At 31.9% G+C, this 14,383-nt stretch carries 13 protein-coding genes; 1 reads left to right on the forward strand and 12 read right to left on the reverse strand.

Annotation, left to right across the window (positions count from 1 at the left end; all coding sequences use genetic code 11):
- Window positions 1-310: 310 nt before the first annotated feature.
- Window positions 311-766 carry a NucA/NucB deoxyribonuclease domain-containing protein gene (locus MY490_RS12495; protein WP_248266014.1) on the reverse strand — a complete coding sequence of 152 codons (456 nt, stop codon included), beginning with the start codon at window positions 764-766 and terminating at the stop codon, window positions 311-313.
- A 332-nt stretch (window positions 767-1,098) separates the two neighbouring features.
- Here MY490_RS12495 and MY490_RS12500 point away from each other — a divergent pair, with 332 nt between their 5' ends.
- Window positions 1,099-2,322, forward strand: coding sequence for an MFS transporter (locus tag MY490_RS12500; protein WP_248266015.1), 1,224 nt, complete (start codon window positions 1,099-1,101; stop codon window positions 2,320-2,322).
- 305 nt (window positions 2,323-2,627) lie between these two features.
- Here MY490_RS12500 and MY490_RS12505 read toward each other — a convergent pair whose 3' ends face one another.
- The 11 genes from MY490_RS12505 to MY490_RS12555 all read right to left on the reverse strand — a co-directional run bounded on the left by MY490_RS12505 (window position 2,628) and on the right by MY490_RS12555 (window position 14,341).
- Complete coding sequence (locus MY490_RS12505) at window positions 2,628-2,927, reverse strand: SMI1/KNR4 family protein (protein WP_248266016.1); 300 nt, start codon at window positions 2,925-2,927, stop codon at window positions 2,628-2,630.
- 230 nt (window positions 2,928-3,157) lie between these two features.
- Window positions 3,158-3,403, reverse strand: a complete 246-nt coding sequence (locus MY490_RS12510; RefSeq protein ID WP_248266017.1) for a DUF1294 domain-containing protein — start codon at window positions 3,401-3,403, stop codon at window positions 3,158-3,160.
- A 37-nt stretch (window positions 3,404-3,440) separates the two neighbouring features.
- Complete coding sequence (ybaK, locus tag MY490_RS12515; protein WP_248266018.1) at window positions 3,441-3,917, reverse strand: Cys-tRNA(Pro) deacylase; 477 nt, start codon at window positions 3,915-3,917, stop codon at window positions 3,441-3,443.
- A gap of 36 nt (window positions 3,918-3,953) precedes the next feature.
- Window positions 3,954-4,889, reverse strand: a complete 936-nt coding sequence (gene rarD / locus MY490_RS12520) for an EamA family transporter RarD (RefSeq protein WP_248266019.1) — start codon at window positions 4,887-4,889, stop codon at window positions 3,954-3,956.
- A gap of 25 nt (window positions 4,890-4,914) precedes the next feature.
- Window positions 4,915-6,354: an MDR family MFS transporter gene (locus tag MY490_RS12525; protein WP_248266020.1), complete on the reverse strand. Its 1,440-nt coding sequence runs from the start codon at window positions 6,352-6,354 to the stop codon at window positions 4,915-4,917.
- Between the two features lie 116 nt (window positions 6,355-6,470).
- Window positions 6,471-6,989 (reverse strand): peptide-methionine (S)-S-oxide reductase MsrA, encoded by a 519-nt coding sequence (gene msrA, locus MY490_RS12530; protein WP_097977945.1) that lies wholly within the window; start codon window positions 6,987-6,989, stop codon window positions 6,471-6,473.
- Window positions 6,990-7,232: 243 nt separating this feature from the next.
- A complete protein-coding gene (locus tag MY490_RS12535; protein ID WP_248266021.1) occupies window positions 7,233-8,945 on the reverse strand; it encodes an FTR1 family iron permease in 1,713 nt (570 codons plus the stop codon).
- Window positions 8,946-8,954: 9 nt separating this feature from the next.
- On the reverse strand, window positions 8,955-10,205 hold the full coding sequence (efeB, locus tag MY490_RS12540; RefSeq protein WP_248266022.1) for an iron uptake transporter deferrochelatase/peroxidase subunit: 1,251 nt from the start codon (window positions 10,203-10,205) through the stop codon (window positions 8,955-8,957).
- Window position 10,206: 1 nt separating this feature from the next.
- Complete coding sequence (efeO, locus tag MY490_RS12545) at window positions 10,207-11,055, reverse strand: iron uptake system protein EfeO (RefSeq protein ID WP_248266023.1); 849 nt, start codon at window positions 11,053-11,055, stop codon at window positions 10,207-10,209.
- Between the two features lie 815 nt (window positions 11,056-11,870).
- Complete coding sequence (locus tag MY490_RS12550) at window positions 11,871-13,178, reverse strand: D-arabinono-1,4-lactone oxidase (protein ID WP_248266024.1); 1,308 nt, start codon at window positions 13,176-13,178, stop codon at window positions 11,871-11,873.
- A complete protein-coding gene (locus MY490_RS12555; protein ID WP_248266025.1) occupies window positions 13,166-14,341 on the reverse strand; it encodes an amino acid deaminase/aldolase in 1,176 nt (391 codons plus the stop codon). The genes MY490_RS12550 and MY490_RS12555 overlap by 13 nt, the downstream gene beginning before the upstream one ends.
- Between the last annotated feature and the right edge of the window lie 42 nt (window positions 14,342-14,383).

Consider the following 14,383-nt stretch of genomic DNA (forward strand, 5'->3'; position numbering starts at 1 on the left):
AAAATCGTATTCCCTTTCTTATGTAACAAAACAGCCATTTACTTCAAAAAAACGAACTGCAAGCTAAAATTGAGCCCTTTTTGGTAATTAAAACTATGAAAGGTACGTTATTCCAGTTTATTAACCTCTGGAATTTCTGCGGATCTGAAAAAGGCGTTCAAATAAATGAACACCCTTTTTTGCTAAAAAACTACTTTTTCAATTTGGCAAACTGTCACAAGACAATTCGTCATTGTCACGGTCTATATCGTTAGGGTCGCTAGGGTCAGCATCGTAAATTGTTTGAAATGTTTACTACAATTTATATAAATTACTTAATCACAAATTTTACCTTTGTACCATTCTTATACGGACGTAACGTATTCCCTACTGATGCCCCACTACCACGGTTATCGCTCGAATGTATCAATCTCACATCTGCACCTTTTCCACCTTCATCACACATCGCAAATGGAAACTCGTCTCGGTCATATCCTTTTTTCGTTTTGATACCTTTTAATGATTGGCTACGGTTATACTCAGCTTCGCCCCTTTTAATCGTACAGAAATTCGACTCACCTTTTCTTAACGCATCTTTCCAATGTTTTGCCGATTCCGGATATTTCGCATCCGGGAAATTGTAAGTTTTAACGTTTTTCCCACCAACATATATATACATGACTAAATCATTTTTCTGAGTCGTTGCATCTGATCCATTCGCTACTCCAAAAAATCCACTCGTTAAAATACCAACTGTTAACGCAACTTTTACAAACCTATTTTTCACTTCCAGTTCCTCCATGCCTTGTCTAGTTGTTGGATTGCTGTATTGCTGTATTACTATCTTTATCATAAATGAAAATATACCTTTGTCACTTGGTAATTAAAGGAACGAAAAAACACGCATTTAGAAGGGTAACCTTTTTAACATAGAATTGAAGATAATACTTATGCAACGATCCTGCCAGTTAGTTAAACAAGCACCTCAACAACACAATTAATCAAAACCTATATTCTACTTTTTCTATTTTTATATGGATTTTACATAGTCTTTTTTTACTATTGATGAGATAATAGATTTTGTCGAATTATATTAAGGGTAAGTGGGGAGAAATTTTTATGTGGAAAAACCGAAACGTTTGGATCGTTTTGTTCGGTGAATTTGGTGCCGGTATAGGTCTTTGGTTCGGAATTATCGGAAATTTGGAATTTATGCAAAAACATGTACCTTCTGATTTCTTTAAATCGTTAATTCTTTTTTTCGGTTTATTAGCAGGAGTGTTTGTTGGTCCGTTGGCTGGACGGTTAATTGATCAATATTCAAAGAAAAGGATTTTATTAATTAGTGGTTTAGGCCGAACTTTAAGTGTGATTCTTATGTTTTTTGCAATTCAATACGAAAGTATCATTTTCATGGTTTTATTTTTAGTTATGCTGCAAATTTCTGCTGCATTTTATTTCCCAGCGCTTCAAGCTGTTATACCAATGATTGTTAAAAACGAACAGTTATTAACTTTAAATGGGATTCATATGAATATTTCTACAATATCAAGAATTGCTGGAACTTCAATTGGTGGTATTTTAGTTGTATCAACAAGTCTCACAAATGTATACGGAATGAGTATGCTAGCATATGCATTTTTATTTTTCATGACGTTCTTTTTACGAATAGAAGAACCTATGATCAAACCAATAAATGTAGAAAAAACAAAAAAATCTAAAGCAGATAAAGGATTTGCTGAAATATTTGCTCTTATAAGGAACAGTCCAACAATCCTAAATTTATTTATTTTAAACCTGGTGCCAGTACTTTTTCTTGGCGGATTTAATTTAATGGTAATCGAAATAAGTGATCTTCAACATGATCCTTCAATTAAAGGCCTAATTTATACAAGTGAAGGTATCTCGTTCATGATTGGAGCATTTGTTATAAAACGATTAACAAAAAGGTATACGAATAAACAATTATTATACTTTTCAACTTTTTTAGTAGCTTTTGCTCAGCTATCACTTTTCTTTGCAGATCACCATTGGATGACACTTATCTCATTTGCAATTTTCGGATTTTCAGTTGGTTGCTTCTTTCCTGTTTGTTCAACTGTTTTCCAAACTTCAATTGACAAATCATACCATGGTCGACTTTTCTCATTTAGAAGTATGTATGACAGAGTAACATTCCAGATTGTTCTTTTAGGTACAGGACTATTTTTAGATACAATTGGTTTACAATATATGGTTTTAATTTTCGGAACGGTTTCTCTCTTAATTCTTGCTAGATTATTATATAATGACAAAAAATCTAAAGCAGAGTTAGTGAATGAAACCAAAAACTTATCAATGTAATTAAAAGAGGCTGTCTCAATAGTCAAGTTAACTGACACAGAGGCTCCTCTTTTTCATTCTTATTTCTTAACTTAAGTGTGGTAATCGGGAGTATTAAACACATTTGATATGTAAGTGAGGACAGATTTTTAATGAATTTCGAATAAATTAGAACATATTTACTAGTAACTAATTTAAAAAGTATCAACAATCTTACAATTTCAAGGTCATAATACCCAACCGGTACAGGTAATTTACAGTCCCTTTCATAAAAAAAAGGGGTCCATCTTAATTACAATGTTGGAACACCCTCATTTTATTAAATTTCAATATCCGTATGCAGCTAAAAATTCATTCAAACTTGTATACAGTGTAACGACTTCCCATTTTCGTTCAAATTCATAGGTAGTACATACTTCCCCTGATTCCTCATTGATAAAAATAACATCATCCGTTTCGTCATCGAAACCAATGATTAACCAATTTTCTGGCCATTGTATTTTTTTAGTTAAGTCCTTTTTAGCCTCATTTAAATCCTCTTCTTTTATAAAATAGATCGTCATATTTTCATTTGAGACTTCATCTATATCGATTCCTTTAATTCTTGAAAACCATTCATTTTGCATTTATTATTCCCCACTTCCAATAAGAAAGCCTGTATCAACCAAATGATCACAGGCTAACTTTTTTACTTTTGTGCTTTTTTTGATTCAGATAAATTTGATTTATCTTCGTAGTTAGGTTGTTTTTGACCGGCGTTATTTTTTCTTCCACCATTTCCACGTCCCATTTCTTTCGCCTCCTTAAATTGTCATAAAAATATTTTATACAATTAAGGTCAGACTATCCCAATAAATTACAGGAAGAAAAAATAGATAACAAATTGGATAAATAGGATGATCCAATAACCAAAAACAAATGTTGGATGCTTTGTTTTATGTTTAAAATAATACATTCCTAAAATTGAACCAATCGAACCCCCGATAATTGCAAGTAAAAATAAGATACGTTCAGGAATTCTCCATGCTTTTCTTTTTGCCCTAGACTTATCAATTCCCATAATTGCGAATGAAACAATGTTGACAATTACTAAATAAAACATAAAATACCCTACCATTTGGATCCCTCATAAGACTCGTTTATTTTGAAATTTTTGCTATTTTGCTACGAGTTGTTTGTATTAAATCTTTTGCATTCAATTGAAGTTGTATACCTATTTTTCCACCGCTTACAATAATCTCTTCTATATTATTAACAGATTCTTCAATAAAAGTAGGGTATTGCTTTTTCATACCAATAGGTGAACATCCACCTCGAACATATCCTGTACTTGCTAAAAGGTCTTTCACTGGCAATAATTCTACTTTCTTTTCTCCAGCAGCTTTTGCTGCTAATTTTAAATCTAATTCTTTTTCGACTGGTATGACAAATACATAAATCGCCTTGGATGGACTGATGGATACAAGTGTTTTATAAACTAATTCAGGATCTTTATTTATTTTATTTGCTACTGATATCCCATCAATCAATCCATCATTCGAGTCATAAATTAAAGTTGTATAGTTAACTTTTTTTGAATCTAACATTCTCATTGCATTCGTTTTACTTACAGCCATTTTTACTCCTTTCAATGCTACAAACATAAAATATTTTTAGGCAGATATTGATTGTTTTTTATTTCGATTTTTAAGTTTTTGTTCAATGGATTTCATAAACGGTGTCGTTGAGACCGCAAATACGATACAAGCTAACCAAATAAATGAAAATGAGATAAAGTCTTTCTTTGAGAAACTTTCATCGTATACTAAAATCCCTATTAATAAACTAATTGTTGGTGATATAAATTGCAAAAAACCAACATACGTATAAGGAATTAATTGTGCTGCTTTACCGAAAAATAATAATGGAATGATTGTTACTAAACCAGCACCTACTATTAATAATTGCTCAATTGGTGCACTTTGTACAAGTCCTGCTTGGCCTTTATAAGCTAGGAAACCAAAGTACAGTAAGGCTACTGGAAAAATTATTAATGTCTCAATTGTAAGGCTTAAAAAAGAATCGATATTTAAAATCTTTTTCAATAATCCATAAAAGGCAAATGTTAAAGATAATAGTATGGCTACGATTGGTAACGTACCTGACATGATTGTTAAATATCCAACACCTATTGTTGCTAAACAAACTGAAACGATTTGCCAAATTGACAGAGACTCTTTTAATACGATTACACCAAGTATAATACTAACTAAAGGATTAATATAATAGCCTAAACTTGCATCAAGAATATGATTTGAATTGACGGCCCAAATATATATTAGCCAATTGGTACTAATTAATAGTGAAATAGCAATCATTGAAACTAATACTTTTTTATTACTTACCAATTGCTTCCAAGTATTTTTAAATTGCCTTAATTTTTTTGTAAGAAGAATGAAAAGTATTAACGTTACAAAAGACCATATAATACGATGAGTTAATATTTCAAAAGGAGAAATATCTTGAATTAGTTTCCAATAAATTGGTAAGACACCCCATACCACATATGCAAGTACACCGTACAAAACCCCTTTAAGTGTGTTGTTCATTGTCTCCCAGCTTTCTTTTTCTAAATTAGTGTGCAATTTCAACCTTTTTTTCTTCAGATTGTTCAGAAGGTAAAAATAAGACGAAAATAAACGTAATAATACTAAAAACTGCCATAAATAAAGTGATGATTTCAAAACCTGCAGTAACAGCTTTTACTGTCGATAAATGATTGATTTGATTATGAGCATTAAGTACTAATTTTTGACCATTCAATACTTCGGATGCCTTAATTGTAAAAATAGTTCCTAACACTGCAACCGTAATTGTTTGGGAAAAAGTATTTAAAAAGGAATTTGCAGCAATTGCAATACCCCTTTGGTTCATTCCTACAGCTGATGAAATTAGGATCATATAAATTGGAAAAGATAATCCAAAGCCAAGACCTAAAAATGCATTAAATGGATAAATTAATAGTTTTGAATCATGGAAAAAGTTCATCCCTAAGGCACCTATAATACATAAAAAAGCACCTAATAGGATAATATTTCTTGCCTTCATTTTCTTAATGAAGCGACCAGATAAAAATGAACCTAGTGTCCAAGCAAATGAAAGTGGAATTAACATTAAACCTGACTGTGTCGCACTTAATCCAAACACACTTTGATTATAAACTGGTAAATAGACCTCGATCGAGATTAGAAGTGCATGTGCAATAAACATTGCTGCATATGTTACAACTAAATGACGGATTTTAAATAAAGAAAGTGGTAATAATGGCTCCTTTGCTCTTGTTTCAACAAATAGAAATAACCCAAATAAAATGATTGCAAATGCAAAAAGGAATAATAAATCCGGAGAAGTCCAGTTATGTTGCTCTCCCCCTACAACTAAAGCATATAAAGCTGATAAAGTACTTAATATAAAAAGAATGGATCCTAAATAATCAATTGAAATTGTATTTTTACGGTCAATTTTTTGATGATAAAATTTCCAAAATAGAATAATAGAAATGATTCCGAATGGAAAATTAATAAAAAAGATATAACGCCAAGAAATGAAGTCTACAAAAAATCCTCCAACTAATGGACCAATTACACTTGAAACTGCCCAAACGGCACTAATATACCCTTGAACTTTAGCCCTTTCTTGAAATGGATACAAATCACTTATTACCGTCATCGTTAAAGGTAATGCTGCTCCTGCACCTAGCCCTTGAATTGTACGAAATAATATTAATTGACCCATATTTTGTGAAAAACCACATAATACTGAACCTAAAATAAATAAAATGATCCCAAACATTAATAAGTTTTTGCGACCATATAAATCCGATAACTTCCCATAAATCGGTGTCGTTACAGTCATTGCCAACATATAAGCTGCAAAAATCCAACTCATCAACTTAACACCAGATAATTCTGTAGTGATGGTAGGTGTGGCAGTTGTTATAATCGTCCCTTCAATCGCAGACAATGTAACTGCTACCAACAACCCGATCGTCACTAGCCTTCGATTAGTTTCCATAGTATACCTCCATTCGAGAGCAGATATAAGGATTGAATTTTTTCACAATAGATAAATATTCCTATGCACTCTTAAAAATAATAGAAGCTCTAATGGAGCTTCTATTGTTTCCCTGCCTACTTTTTCCAATTTGATTCAATAAATTCGTCTCTTCCAGACATCGCTCTATCTTCTTTATAGTGTTTTGGATTTTTTTTATGATAGTCTTGGTGATACTCTTCAGCCTCATAAAAAGTAGTTGCCTGTAATATTTCAGTTACGATCGGTTTCTTAAAAATATTACTTTCAATTAATTTTTCTTTTGATTCCATTGCTTCCTTAAGCTGTGAATCATTATGAACAAAGATTGCAGCTCGGTATTGTGAACCTCTATCCTGGAATTGACCGTCTGGATCTGTTGGATCAATTTGTGGCCAAAATAATTCTAATAGTTTTTTGTATGAGAATAATTCATCGTCAAATGTAATTTGAACTACTTCATAATGACCAGTAGTCCCCTTTTTAACCTCTTCATACGTAGGGTTTTCTAATTCCCCACCCATATAACCTGAAACAATACCATGTATACCAGGTAAATCCTCAAACGGTGTTACCATACACCAAAAACAACCACCTGCAAATGTAGCTTTTTGAATCATTTTAAATCCTCCTTACATTACCCAGTTTACATAATATCATTATGTTAAACCCATATATTTCTTTCATCTTATCTTATCTCTTTTAAAAGAATTTTTAAATATTTTAGCTCATAATTTTCCAATTTTTTATAAAATGAATTTCATTAGCCTAATTGGACTTTTACTAAACTAAAAAGACGATAAAAAACAGACATAAATTGTCTATTCGAATGACAATTATGTCTGTTTTCTTATACTGTTTTAAGCAGCAATTGATTTATTATTGTTTTTAATTCTTGTTCCAACGAACAACCAAATGACAAATAGTAATAAAATTAGTTGTGGAATGATACTTTCTAGGGAAGGATAAATCCCTAATTTAGGTATTGTTGGAAAAATAGTGCTCATATGGTCAGGCAAATAGCCAATTCCTTGTAATGCATGAATACTTTGACCAATGAATTTAAACGTCAAGTAATAAATACATAAACTTGCGATTGTAAAAAACGGCTTTAAAGGAATAAATTTGCTTCCTTTTAAGATGAAGATTCCAATTATAACAAGTAAAATGATCCCACCTGAAAAACCAGCAATCAATTCTTTCGCTGTAATTGAAGAACTCATACCGATATAAAACACGACCGTTTCGGCGCCTTCTCTAAATACTGCAAAAAATGAAAGTAAACTTAATGAAAGAATTCCTCCGCCTGCAATAGCTGCTTTTGCTTTTTCTTTCATCTTGCTACCATATTCTTGTTGACGAGATTGTTTATGCAACCATAACCCAACTGTTAACATGAAAACAACCGCAATAAGACCAGAGATCCCTTCAATTAATTGATTACTAATTCCGGCTGAGATTTTTGATAATAAAAACTGGAATAATAAACCGGCTACTAAACTAGCTACTATACCAAAAGCACCACCAACGAAGATCCACTTACGTGCTGATTCTTGTTTACCTTTTGACACTAATGCTAGTAAAGCGGAAATAATAATTAAAGCCTCTAAACCTTCACGGAATACAATTGTCCCTGCATCAAACGTCGTATAGGATGTTTTCTTCGTAGCTAAGTTTAAATTGTTTTGAATTTGTTTTAATGTTTTCATCGTTGTAGCAGATTTAGGCTTTTCTGTTAACTGAGTTAATGCAATGGATGTATCATTTTCAATCTTCTTATATAATTCCATTGAATTTGCTTGAACCATTACTTCAACATAAGGCCAATCTTGTATAAATTCATTAAAAGTAGTTTGTGCTTTTTCTGTATCATTAGATTCTACATAATTGATTGTTTGATTGAGTAGCTTGATTGCTTTTTCAATACTGACTTCTTTTGTTGTGTCACTACTTGGATTATTCAAAACATCAATTAATTTAGTAAAAGATTCATTTACTTTAGTAATTGAAGGTTTTTCAGTAAACAAAGTTGACCTTGAAGTAATCATATTTGCTTCGATTGAACCATAAAAACCACTGTTTGCTTTTCTTATATCATTTTCTACTTTAGACCATTCAATTTCAAAAAGCTTATACTCTGTTTGTGCTTTTTCCCAATTCGATTCATTTGATAAAGTTTTAACATTATTTAAATGAAATAATAGTTTAGTAAGATTAATTTGAGAAAGATCTTTTTTATCATTCGTATTTTCAATCCACTTTTCTGTTTCAAAAGCTATGCCGCGAATATCATCTTTTACTGTTGCAAGTTCATTTTGATCGATATCTTTAATCGCTTGGTCAACAAGTTTAGTTAATCTTGAAGTTTTTTTCTCATTTTTAATTAATTCTTTAATCGCTAATAAATCTGTTTTTACTTTATCTTTTTCACCATTTTTAACTTCTGTTAAAGAGTTACCAATATGTGAAAGTACTTGTTCTTGAATATCAGTTTCAGCAAATGTTTTATGAAACGGACTAAATATTAAACTAAAAAATAGTAAACTAGCTGCTAAAAGTATATTTTTTTTCATGTAATTCACCTAAAGTAATCCTTCACCAATATAACTTCCATTCTTAACACCTGGGAAGCATGCAAATACTGCACTACCATTATGCTCAATGTATTCGTTCAATAAATCCATTTTTGCTAATTTATCTTGTAAAGGAATAAATTGTTTTTCTAAGTCTCTTTGGAAACTAACAAATAGTAAGCCTGCATCTAATTTTCCTGTTTGGATATCAAGTCCGTCAGTATATGAATAAGATCTTCTTAATATTTTTATTTTACCTTTTCCTCTTGCTAAGGCAACATGTGAATCTGCAGGAATCAGTAATTTCCCATTATCATCTGTTTTCTTTAAATCTATTTTAGCAAATTCACTACTTTCACCAATTGGTGCACCAGATGCTCTGTGACGTCCAAATGTTTGTTCTTGATCTTGTAATGAACTACGATCCCATTCCTCAACACGAATTCGAATACGTCTAGCAACTAGATAAGAACCACCTGTTAGCCAAGCAGGACCATCGCCATTTTGCACCCAAATATGTGTATTCATTTCTTTTTCATCTTTTGTATCTGGGTTTCCAGTACCGTCTTTAAAGCCCATTAGGTTCCTAGGTGTACTACCAGATGGATCGGCTCCAGATGAACGTTGGAATCCGTGCTGCATCCATTTTAAACTAACCGTTCCGCGTCCAATTCGAATTAAGTTTCTTACGCCATGAAACGCAACTTGTTGATCATTTGCACAAACTTGAACTACGATGTCTCCACCGTTCCATTCCTCTCTTAAATCATCACCAGGGAAATGAGGTAAATCTTTTAACCCCGATGGTTTACTTGATTGAATTGATAATCGATCAAAAAATGAAGGTCCAACTCCAAATGTAAACGTAAGCTTCATTGGTTGTAGACCTGTTGCTTCACCCGTATCAATTGGTGGTGATGAAGGAAATTCAGAATCGCCTAGTTCTTTACCTTCACTCATTAAAGCTGCTGCTTCAGTCCATTTTTTAAACATTGTTTTGACATCTGCTTTTGAAGTAGTTTCTAGTTTAAATGACGCCAAATACATAAAATCTTGGGCAGGTGTTGTAATACCTTGTTGCTTTTTACCATAAAACGGAAGAATCTCTTTTGCATCCGCTTTAGCCGGTGAAAAGAAATTAGTTACTTTTTCAGTAGCTGCTTCAATACCAGTTGCACCAATTAGTATACCAGCTCCACCAACCCCAATAAGTTTTAATGCATCTCTTCTAGAAACTTTATTGGTTTCTAATTTTTTCATATTATTTAACCCCTAATGTTGACCCAACTTGAGAAATCGGTTCAGCTAATGCATCTACTTGTTGAGCTAATTTTTTCACTTCATCTTCTTTTAACTGTTTGTAATCAACGTATTGATCACCTTTTTTATAAGTATTTAAAGTTGTCATTAATTCATCGAATCTAGTTTTAATTGTTGAAGCTAAATCAGCATCTTTAGCTTTTAATTTATCTGATAATAATTGCACGATTTTATCTGAACCTTCCACATTAGCTGCAAAATCAGCTAAATCAGTATGAGAATATCGTTCTTCTTCACCTGTAACCTTTGAAGATGAAACTTCATTTAATAATTCCACAGGACCTGTTACAAATAATACTGGATCAATTTCAGCTGTTTCTACTTTTGCTCTTAAGTAGTTTGCATCCTTCATAAGTTGATCTGTATATTTTTCTAGACCTTTTGTTGTATTTTGAACCCAAAGAACTTGCTCAATTTTATGAAAACCAGTCCACTCATTAGCAGGTACATCACCTTCACGTGCATCGATTTTTGGATCTAAATCACCGAATGATTCTGCTACTGGTTCAATTCTTTCGTAATATGAACGACTAATTGGATATAAACGTTTTGCTTCTACCATGTTTCCTGCATTAATTGCATCAACGAACCTCTGTGTATTTGATACGAACTCTTCCGTTTGAGATACAACGAAATCTCTATAATTATTAATCTCTGAATCTAAATTTATTTTTGCTTCTACTTTTGTTTCTTTTTTTACATTACTAGCTTCTTCACTTTTTTGTGCACAACCTGCCATCATTAAACTTGTAGCAAGAGAAATTGCGATCATAGTAGTTTGCTTCTTCATGAAAATACCCCCGAAAAATCTAAATAATATATTATGTAAGTGATATTGATAACTTTTCTCATTACTCATCATAATACAATTGATAAATATTTTCAATTAGATTTTCATAAAAAAATGACTGAAGCTTGTTCAGTCATTTTCACGCTGTTGAAAAACTACCTTGTCAATTAATTATCAAATTTTCGTGAAAGGAGTAGGGTGATGTTGATTTCCATTACAGGATGCTCGCTTTCCATGGGGCGAGATTCTTTAGCCTCCTCGGCAAGCCTGTGGGGTCTCAGCCTTCCCGCTTATCCCATAGGAGTGGAGCATCCCTCCATTCCAATTAACTTATTCATCTAAAAATGTCTGCGATAAACCCTAATCAAATAGCCTTTCCTTAGAGTATTCTAACTTTAATCAGATTGTAGATCAATTAATATTGAACATTTATTAAACTAAACAATCGAATTTGTTTTCCTAAAAATAGCCCATAATATTTTTAACTTCTAAAAAAATCATTACTAGTATTATAGGAAATAAAATCGCTCAAACACATTTACATTTAAAATCATTAAAAAATCATTCAAAAAATGCTGAATTCATCATTATTAATGTTCATTTAAAGTCCGTTTTCCCTATTGACGTCTTTAAATTTCAACAATCTGAAAATGACTGAAGCTTGTTCAGTCATTTTAAACTATATAGAAATATACCTATTATTTAGACTAAGTTTTCCAATTAATTTCACTTAATGTTCGTACTTTTTAATATTACCTTTTATATAATTAAGGTACTACAGCTGAACCTATTAAATCATTTAACTGCAAGACTAATTATTCAAACTTAAATAATTTTGCTAAATAAGCATTCACAAAAATATTATTCTTATCTAATTGACTTCGAATAGTAAGAAAATTAGATAATGATGGATACGAGTGATTTAGTTTTTCTTTATTCATTGAATGCATTTTTCCCCAATGTGGTCTGCCATTATAGCTTTGAAGAATTTCTTCTATTCTATTAAAATACTCTTGATGAGGCATTCCTTTATACATATGGATTGCGATATAGGCTGAATCACGCATCGAAGCAGGACTTATTAAAAAATTATCTCCTTTTACAAATCGACATTCGATTGGGAAATGGACGTTAAATCGTTTATTTTTTATTTCTTCTTGTATTTCTAACGTCGCATCATTCATATATTCAGCTGGAATACTGTATTCCATTTCGTTAAATTTTACATTTCGAGTAGTTGCAAATAATTCATGGCTCGGTCCGACCATTCTTGTATTTGGAACACTGCTACCACTTATTCTACTAATTTGAGAACTACTTTTTGGAAAGTTTCTACTAAATTCACTTAATAACCAAAAGGCATTATTTTCAATGGTTGCTACCTTCCATTTCTCAAATTTAAATGAATGTTTCTTCGTTCTAGTTTCATTCATTACCTTTACTTGAACATAGTCAGAATAAGGGAATAAGTAAAACTCAAAATGTTCATTTTCTTTTTTCAAATTTAGTAAATTACTATAAACTTCATCAATCAATATTTTTTTACTCTCATAACGATATGTTTTTGCAGGCTTTATTCTAATTTTAAATTTAACAACTATGCCAAGTAAACCTAACGACACGCCAATTGCCCTATATATATCTGTATTTTTTGTCTTTGAACAATCTAATAAATCACCTGATGGTAATACTACTGTCATCTCTTCGATTTGTGTAGATAGAATTCCGTGATTGATTCCTGTGCCGTGTGTACCCGTCAAAAATGCTCCTGCAATCGACTGAACATTAATATCACCTAAATTTTCTTGCGAATAACCTAATTCGTATAATTCATTCCCTAATTGCTCAAGCTTAGTTCCAGCCCAGACTTCAGCAATTTGTTCCTGTTTGTTGATTGAAATAATACCATTTAAATTATCTAGTGACATTAAATAGTCGTTTGTTGAAATTAGTGGAGTAAATGAGTGACTTGAACCTACTACTCTTATTTTCTTTTTTTCTGAGTTAGCTTTTTTAACGTGGTTTACAATTTCTTCAATTGAGGATGGATACAATACTTGATTCGGTTTAAACTTTACACTTCCAGACCAGTTTTTCCATAACATACTTTTCATAGGAAGCACCCCCTATCTCCTCTGTATGTTGTGAAACGGTCGATAATCTTATTTTTACTTACTACATACAAATGAGAAAAACGCTCAGCAATTTCACCAGACTTACTTGGTCTAAATAAAATAGCTTCTCCTATTTTTAAATCTTCATGTCCTGAATAAAAAACTGGGGTTTGAACTTCACCAGCACCTTCTAGTGGCAATAAAGTACAATGATTTGGGGAATATGGGGTCGGTAATTTTTCTTTTCCTACAGCACCTGATGCGATAAATCCTCCACTTGTGCATGTAAAAATCTTATCCGCTGGTTTTCGAATGATTGGTAAAGCAAAGCCTATTGCTGGCTGATATTGAAAACTTCTGTATTCATCAAATAATGTTGGAGCGTAAAATCCTGAGCCTACTGTTACTTCAGTAACAACTTTCTCCTTCGTCGTCGAGTGAAGACTTCCAGTACCTCCCCCATTTACAAACTCAAGATGGTAACCATCTTTTTCAATGTATTTAACAATTTCTTTTCTTTTTTTCGCTATTTCACCTAATGATTTCTTCTTTAAAAACTGGATTATTTTATTTTTCAATACCCTATTTTTTGCATCATCACCAACCCCTGCAATTTGAGCCTCATATCCCATAATTCCTTCCAAACGCACATTCAAGGATTGCAATATATGTGTTAGTAGTGGTACTAAATCTCTAGGTTCTTTTATTGGTGACCGTCTAACTCCAAAATGAAAACCAAAAAATGATGTACTCATGTCTATGTCGATACAAAGTGGAATAACAATCTCATTTTTTGCTGCAATCTTTTCAATAATAGTAATTTGTTCAGTCTGATCCACCATACATATGATTTTTTTACCCTTTTTTATTTGTAATGCTATTTTATTTAAACCTATTACATCAACTGTTGGATAACCAATTAATAAATTATCGAATCCATTTTCAGCAAGAAAATCTGCTTCATGGGGGTTGTAGCACATTAGCCCTTCATAACAATCATTGCTCTCTAAAATATATTTTAAAACTTGTACACTACGAATTGATTTTGTAGCAATTCGTATTTTCTTACCGTTTGATTTAGCGGCAATATCATCCACATTTTGAACAAAAGCATCCCAATCTAAAAAAGCACATGGCATAGACAATTTAGAAAATACCGATCGATCGACCATTTATTCACCTATCCCGTAGCATTTTATTTTTAATTTATGCTC

The sequence above is a fragment of the Gottfriedia acidiceleris genome, assembly GCF_023115465.1.
Taxonomy (GTDB): domain Bacteria; phylum Bacillota; class Bacilli; order Bacillales; family Bacillaceae_G; genus Gottfriedia; species Gottfriedia acidiceleris_B.

Excerpts from the sequence above, each read along its gene's own strand:
- MY490_RS12510 (WP_248266017.1), bottom strand. The coding sequence starts at position 3,403 with ATGTTTTATTTAGTAATTGTCAACATTGTTTCATTCGCAATTATGGGA.
- rarD (WP_248266019.1), bottom strand. The coding sequence starts at position 4,889 with ATGAACAACACACTTAAAGGGGTTTTGTACGGTGTACTTGCATATGTG.
- ybaK (WP_248266018.1), bottom strand. The coding sequence starts at position 3,917 with ATGGCTGTAAGTAAAACGAATGCAATGAGAATGTTAGATTCAAAAAAA.
- MY490_RS12525 (WP_248266020.1), bottom strand. The coding sequence starts at position 6,354 with ATGGAAACTAATCGAAGGCTAGTGACGATCGGGTTGTTGGTAGCAGTT.
- efeO (WP_248266023.1), bottom strand. The coding sequence starts at position 11,055 with ATGAAGAAGCAAACTACTATGATCGCAATTTCTCTTGCTACAAGTTTA.
- MY490_RS12535 (WP_248266021.1), bottom strand. The coding sequence starts at position 8,945 with ATGAAAAAAAATATACTTTTAGCAGCTAGTTTACTATTTTTTAGTTTA.
- MY490_RS12555 (WP_248266025.1), bottom strand. The coding sequence starts at position 14,341 with ATGGTCGATCGATCGGTATTTTCTAAATTGTCTATGCCATGTGCTTTT.
- MY490_RS12500 (WP_248266015.1), top strand. The coding sequence starts at position 1,099 with ATGTGGAAAAACCGAAACGTTTGGATCGTTTTGTTCGGTGAATTTGGT.
- MY490_RS12505 (WP_248266016.1), bottom strand. The coding sequence starts at position 2,927 with ATGCAAAATGAATGGTTTTCAAGAATTAAAGGAATCGATATAGATGAA.
- efeB (WP_248266022.1), bottom strand. The coding sequence starts at position 10,205 with ATGAAAAAATTAGAAACCAATAAAGTTTCTAGAAGAGATGCATTAAAA.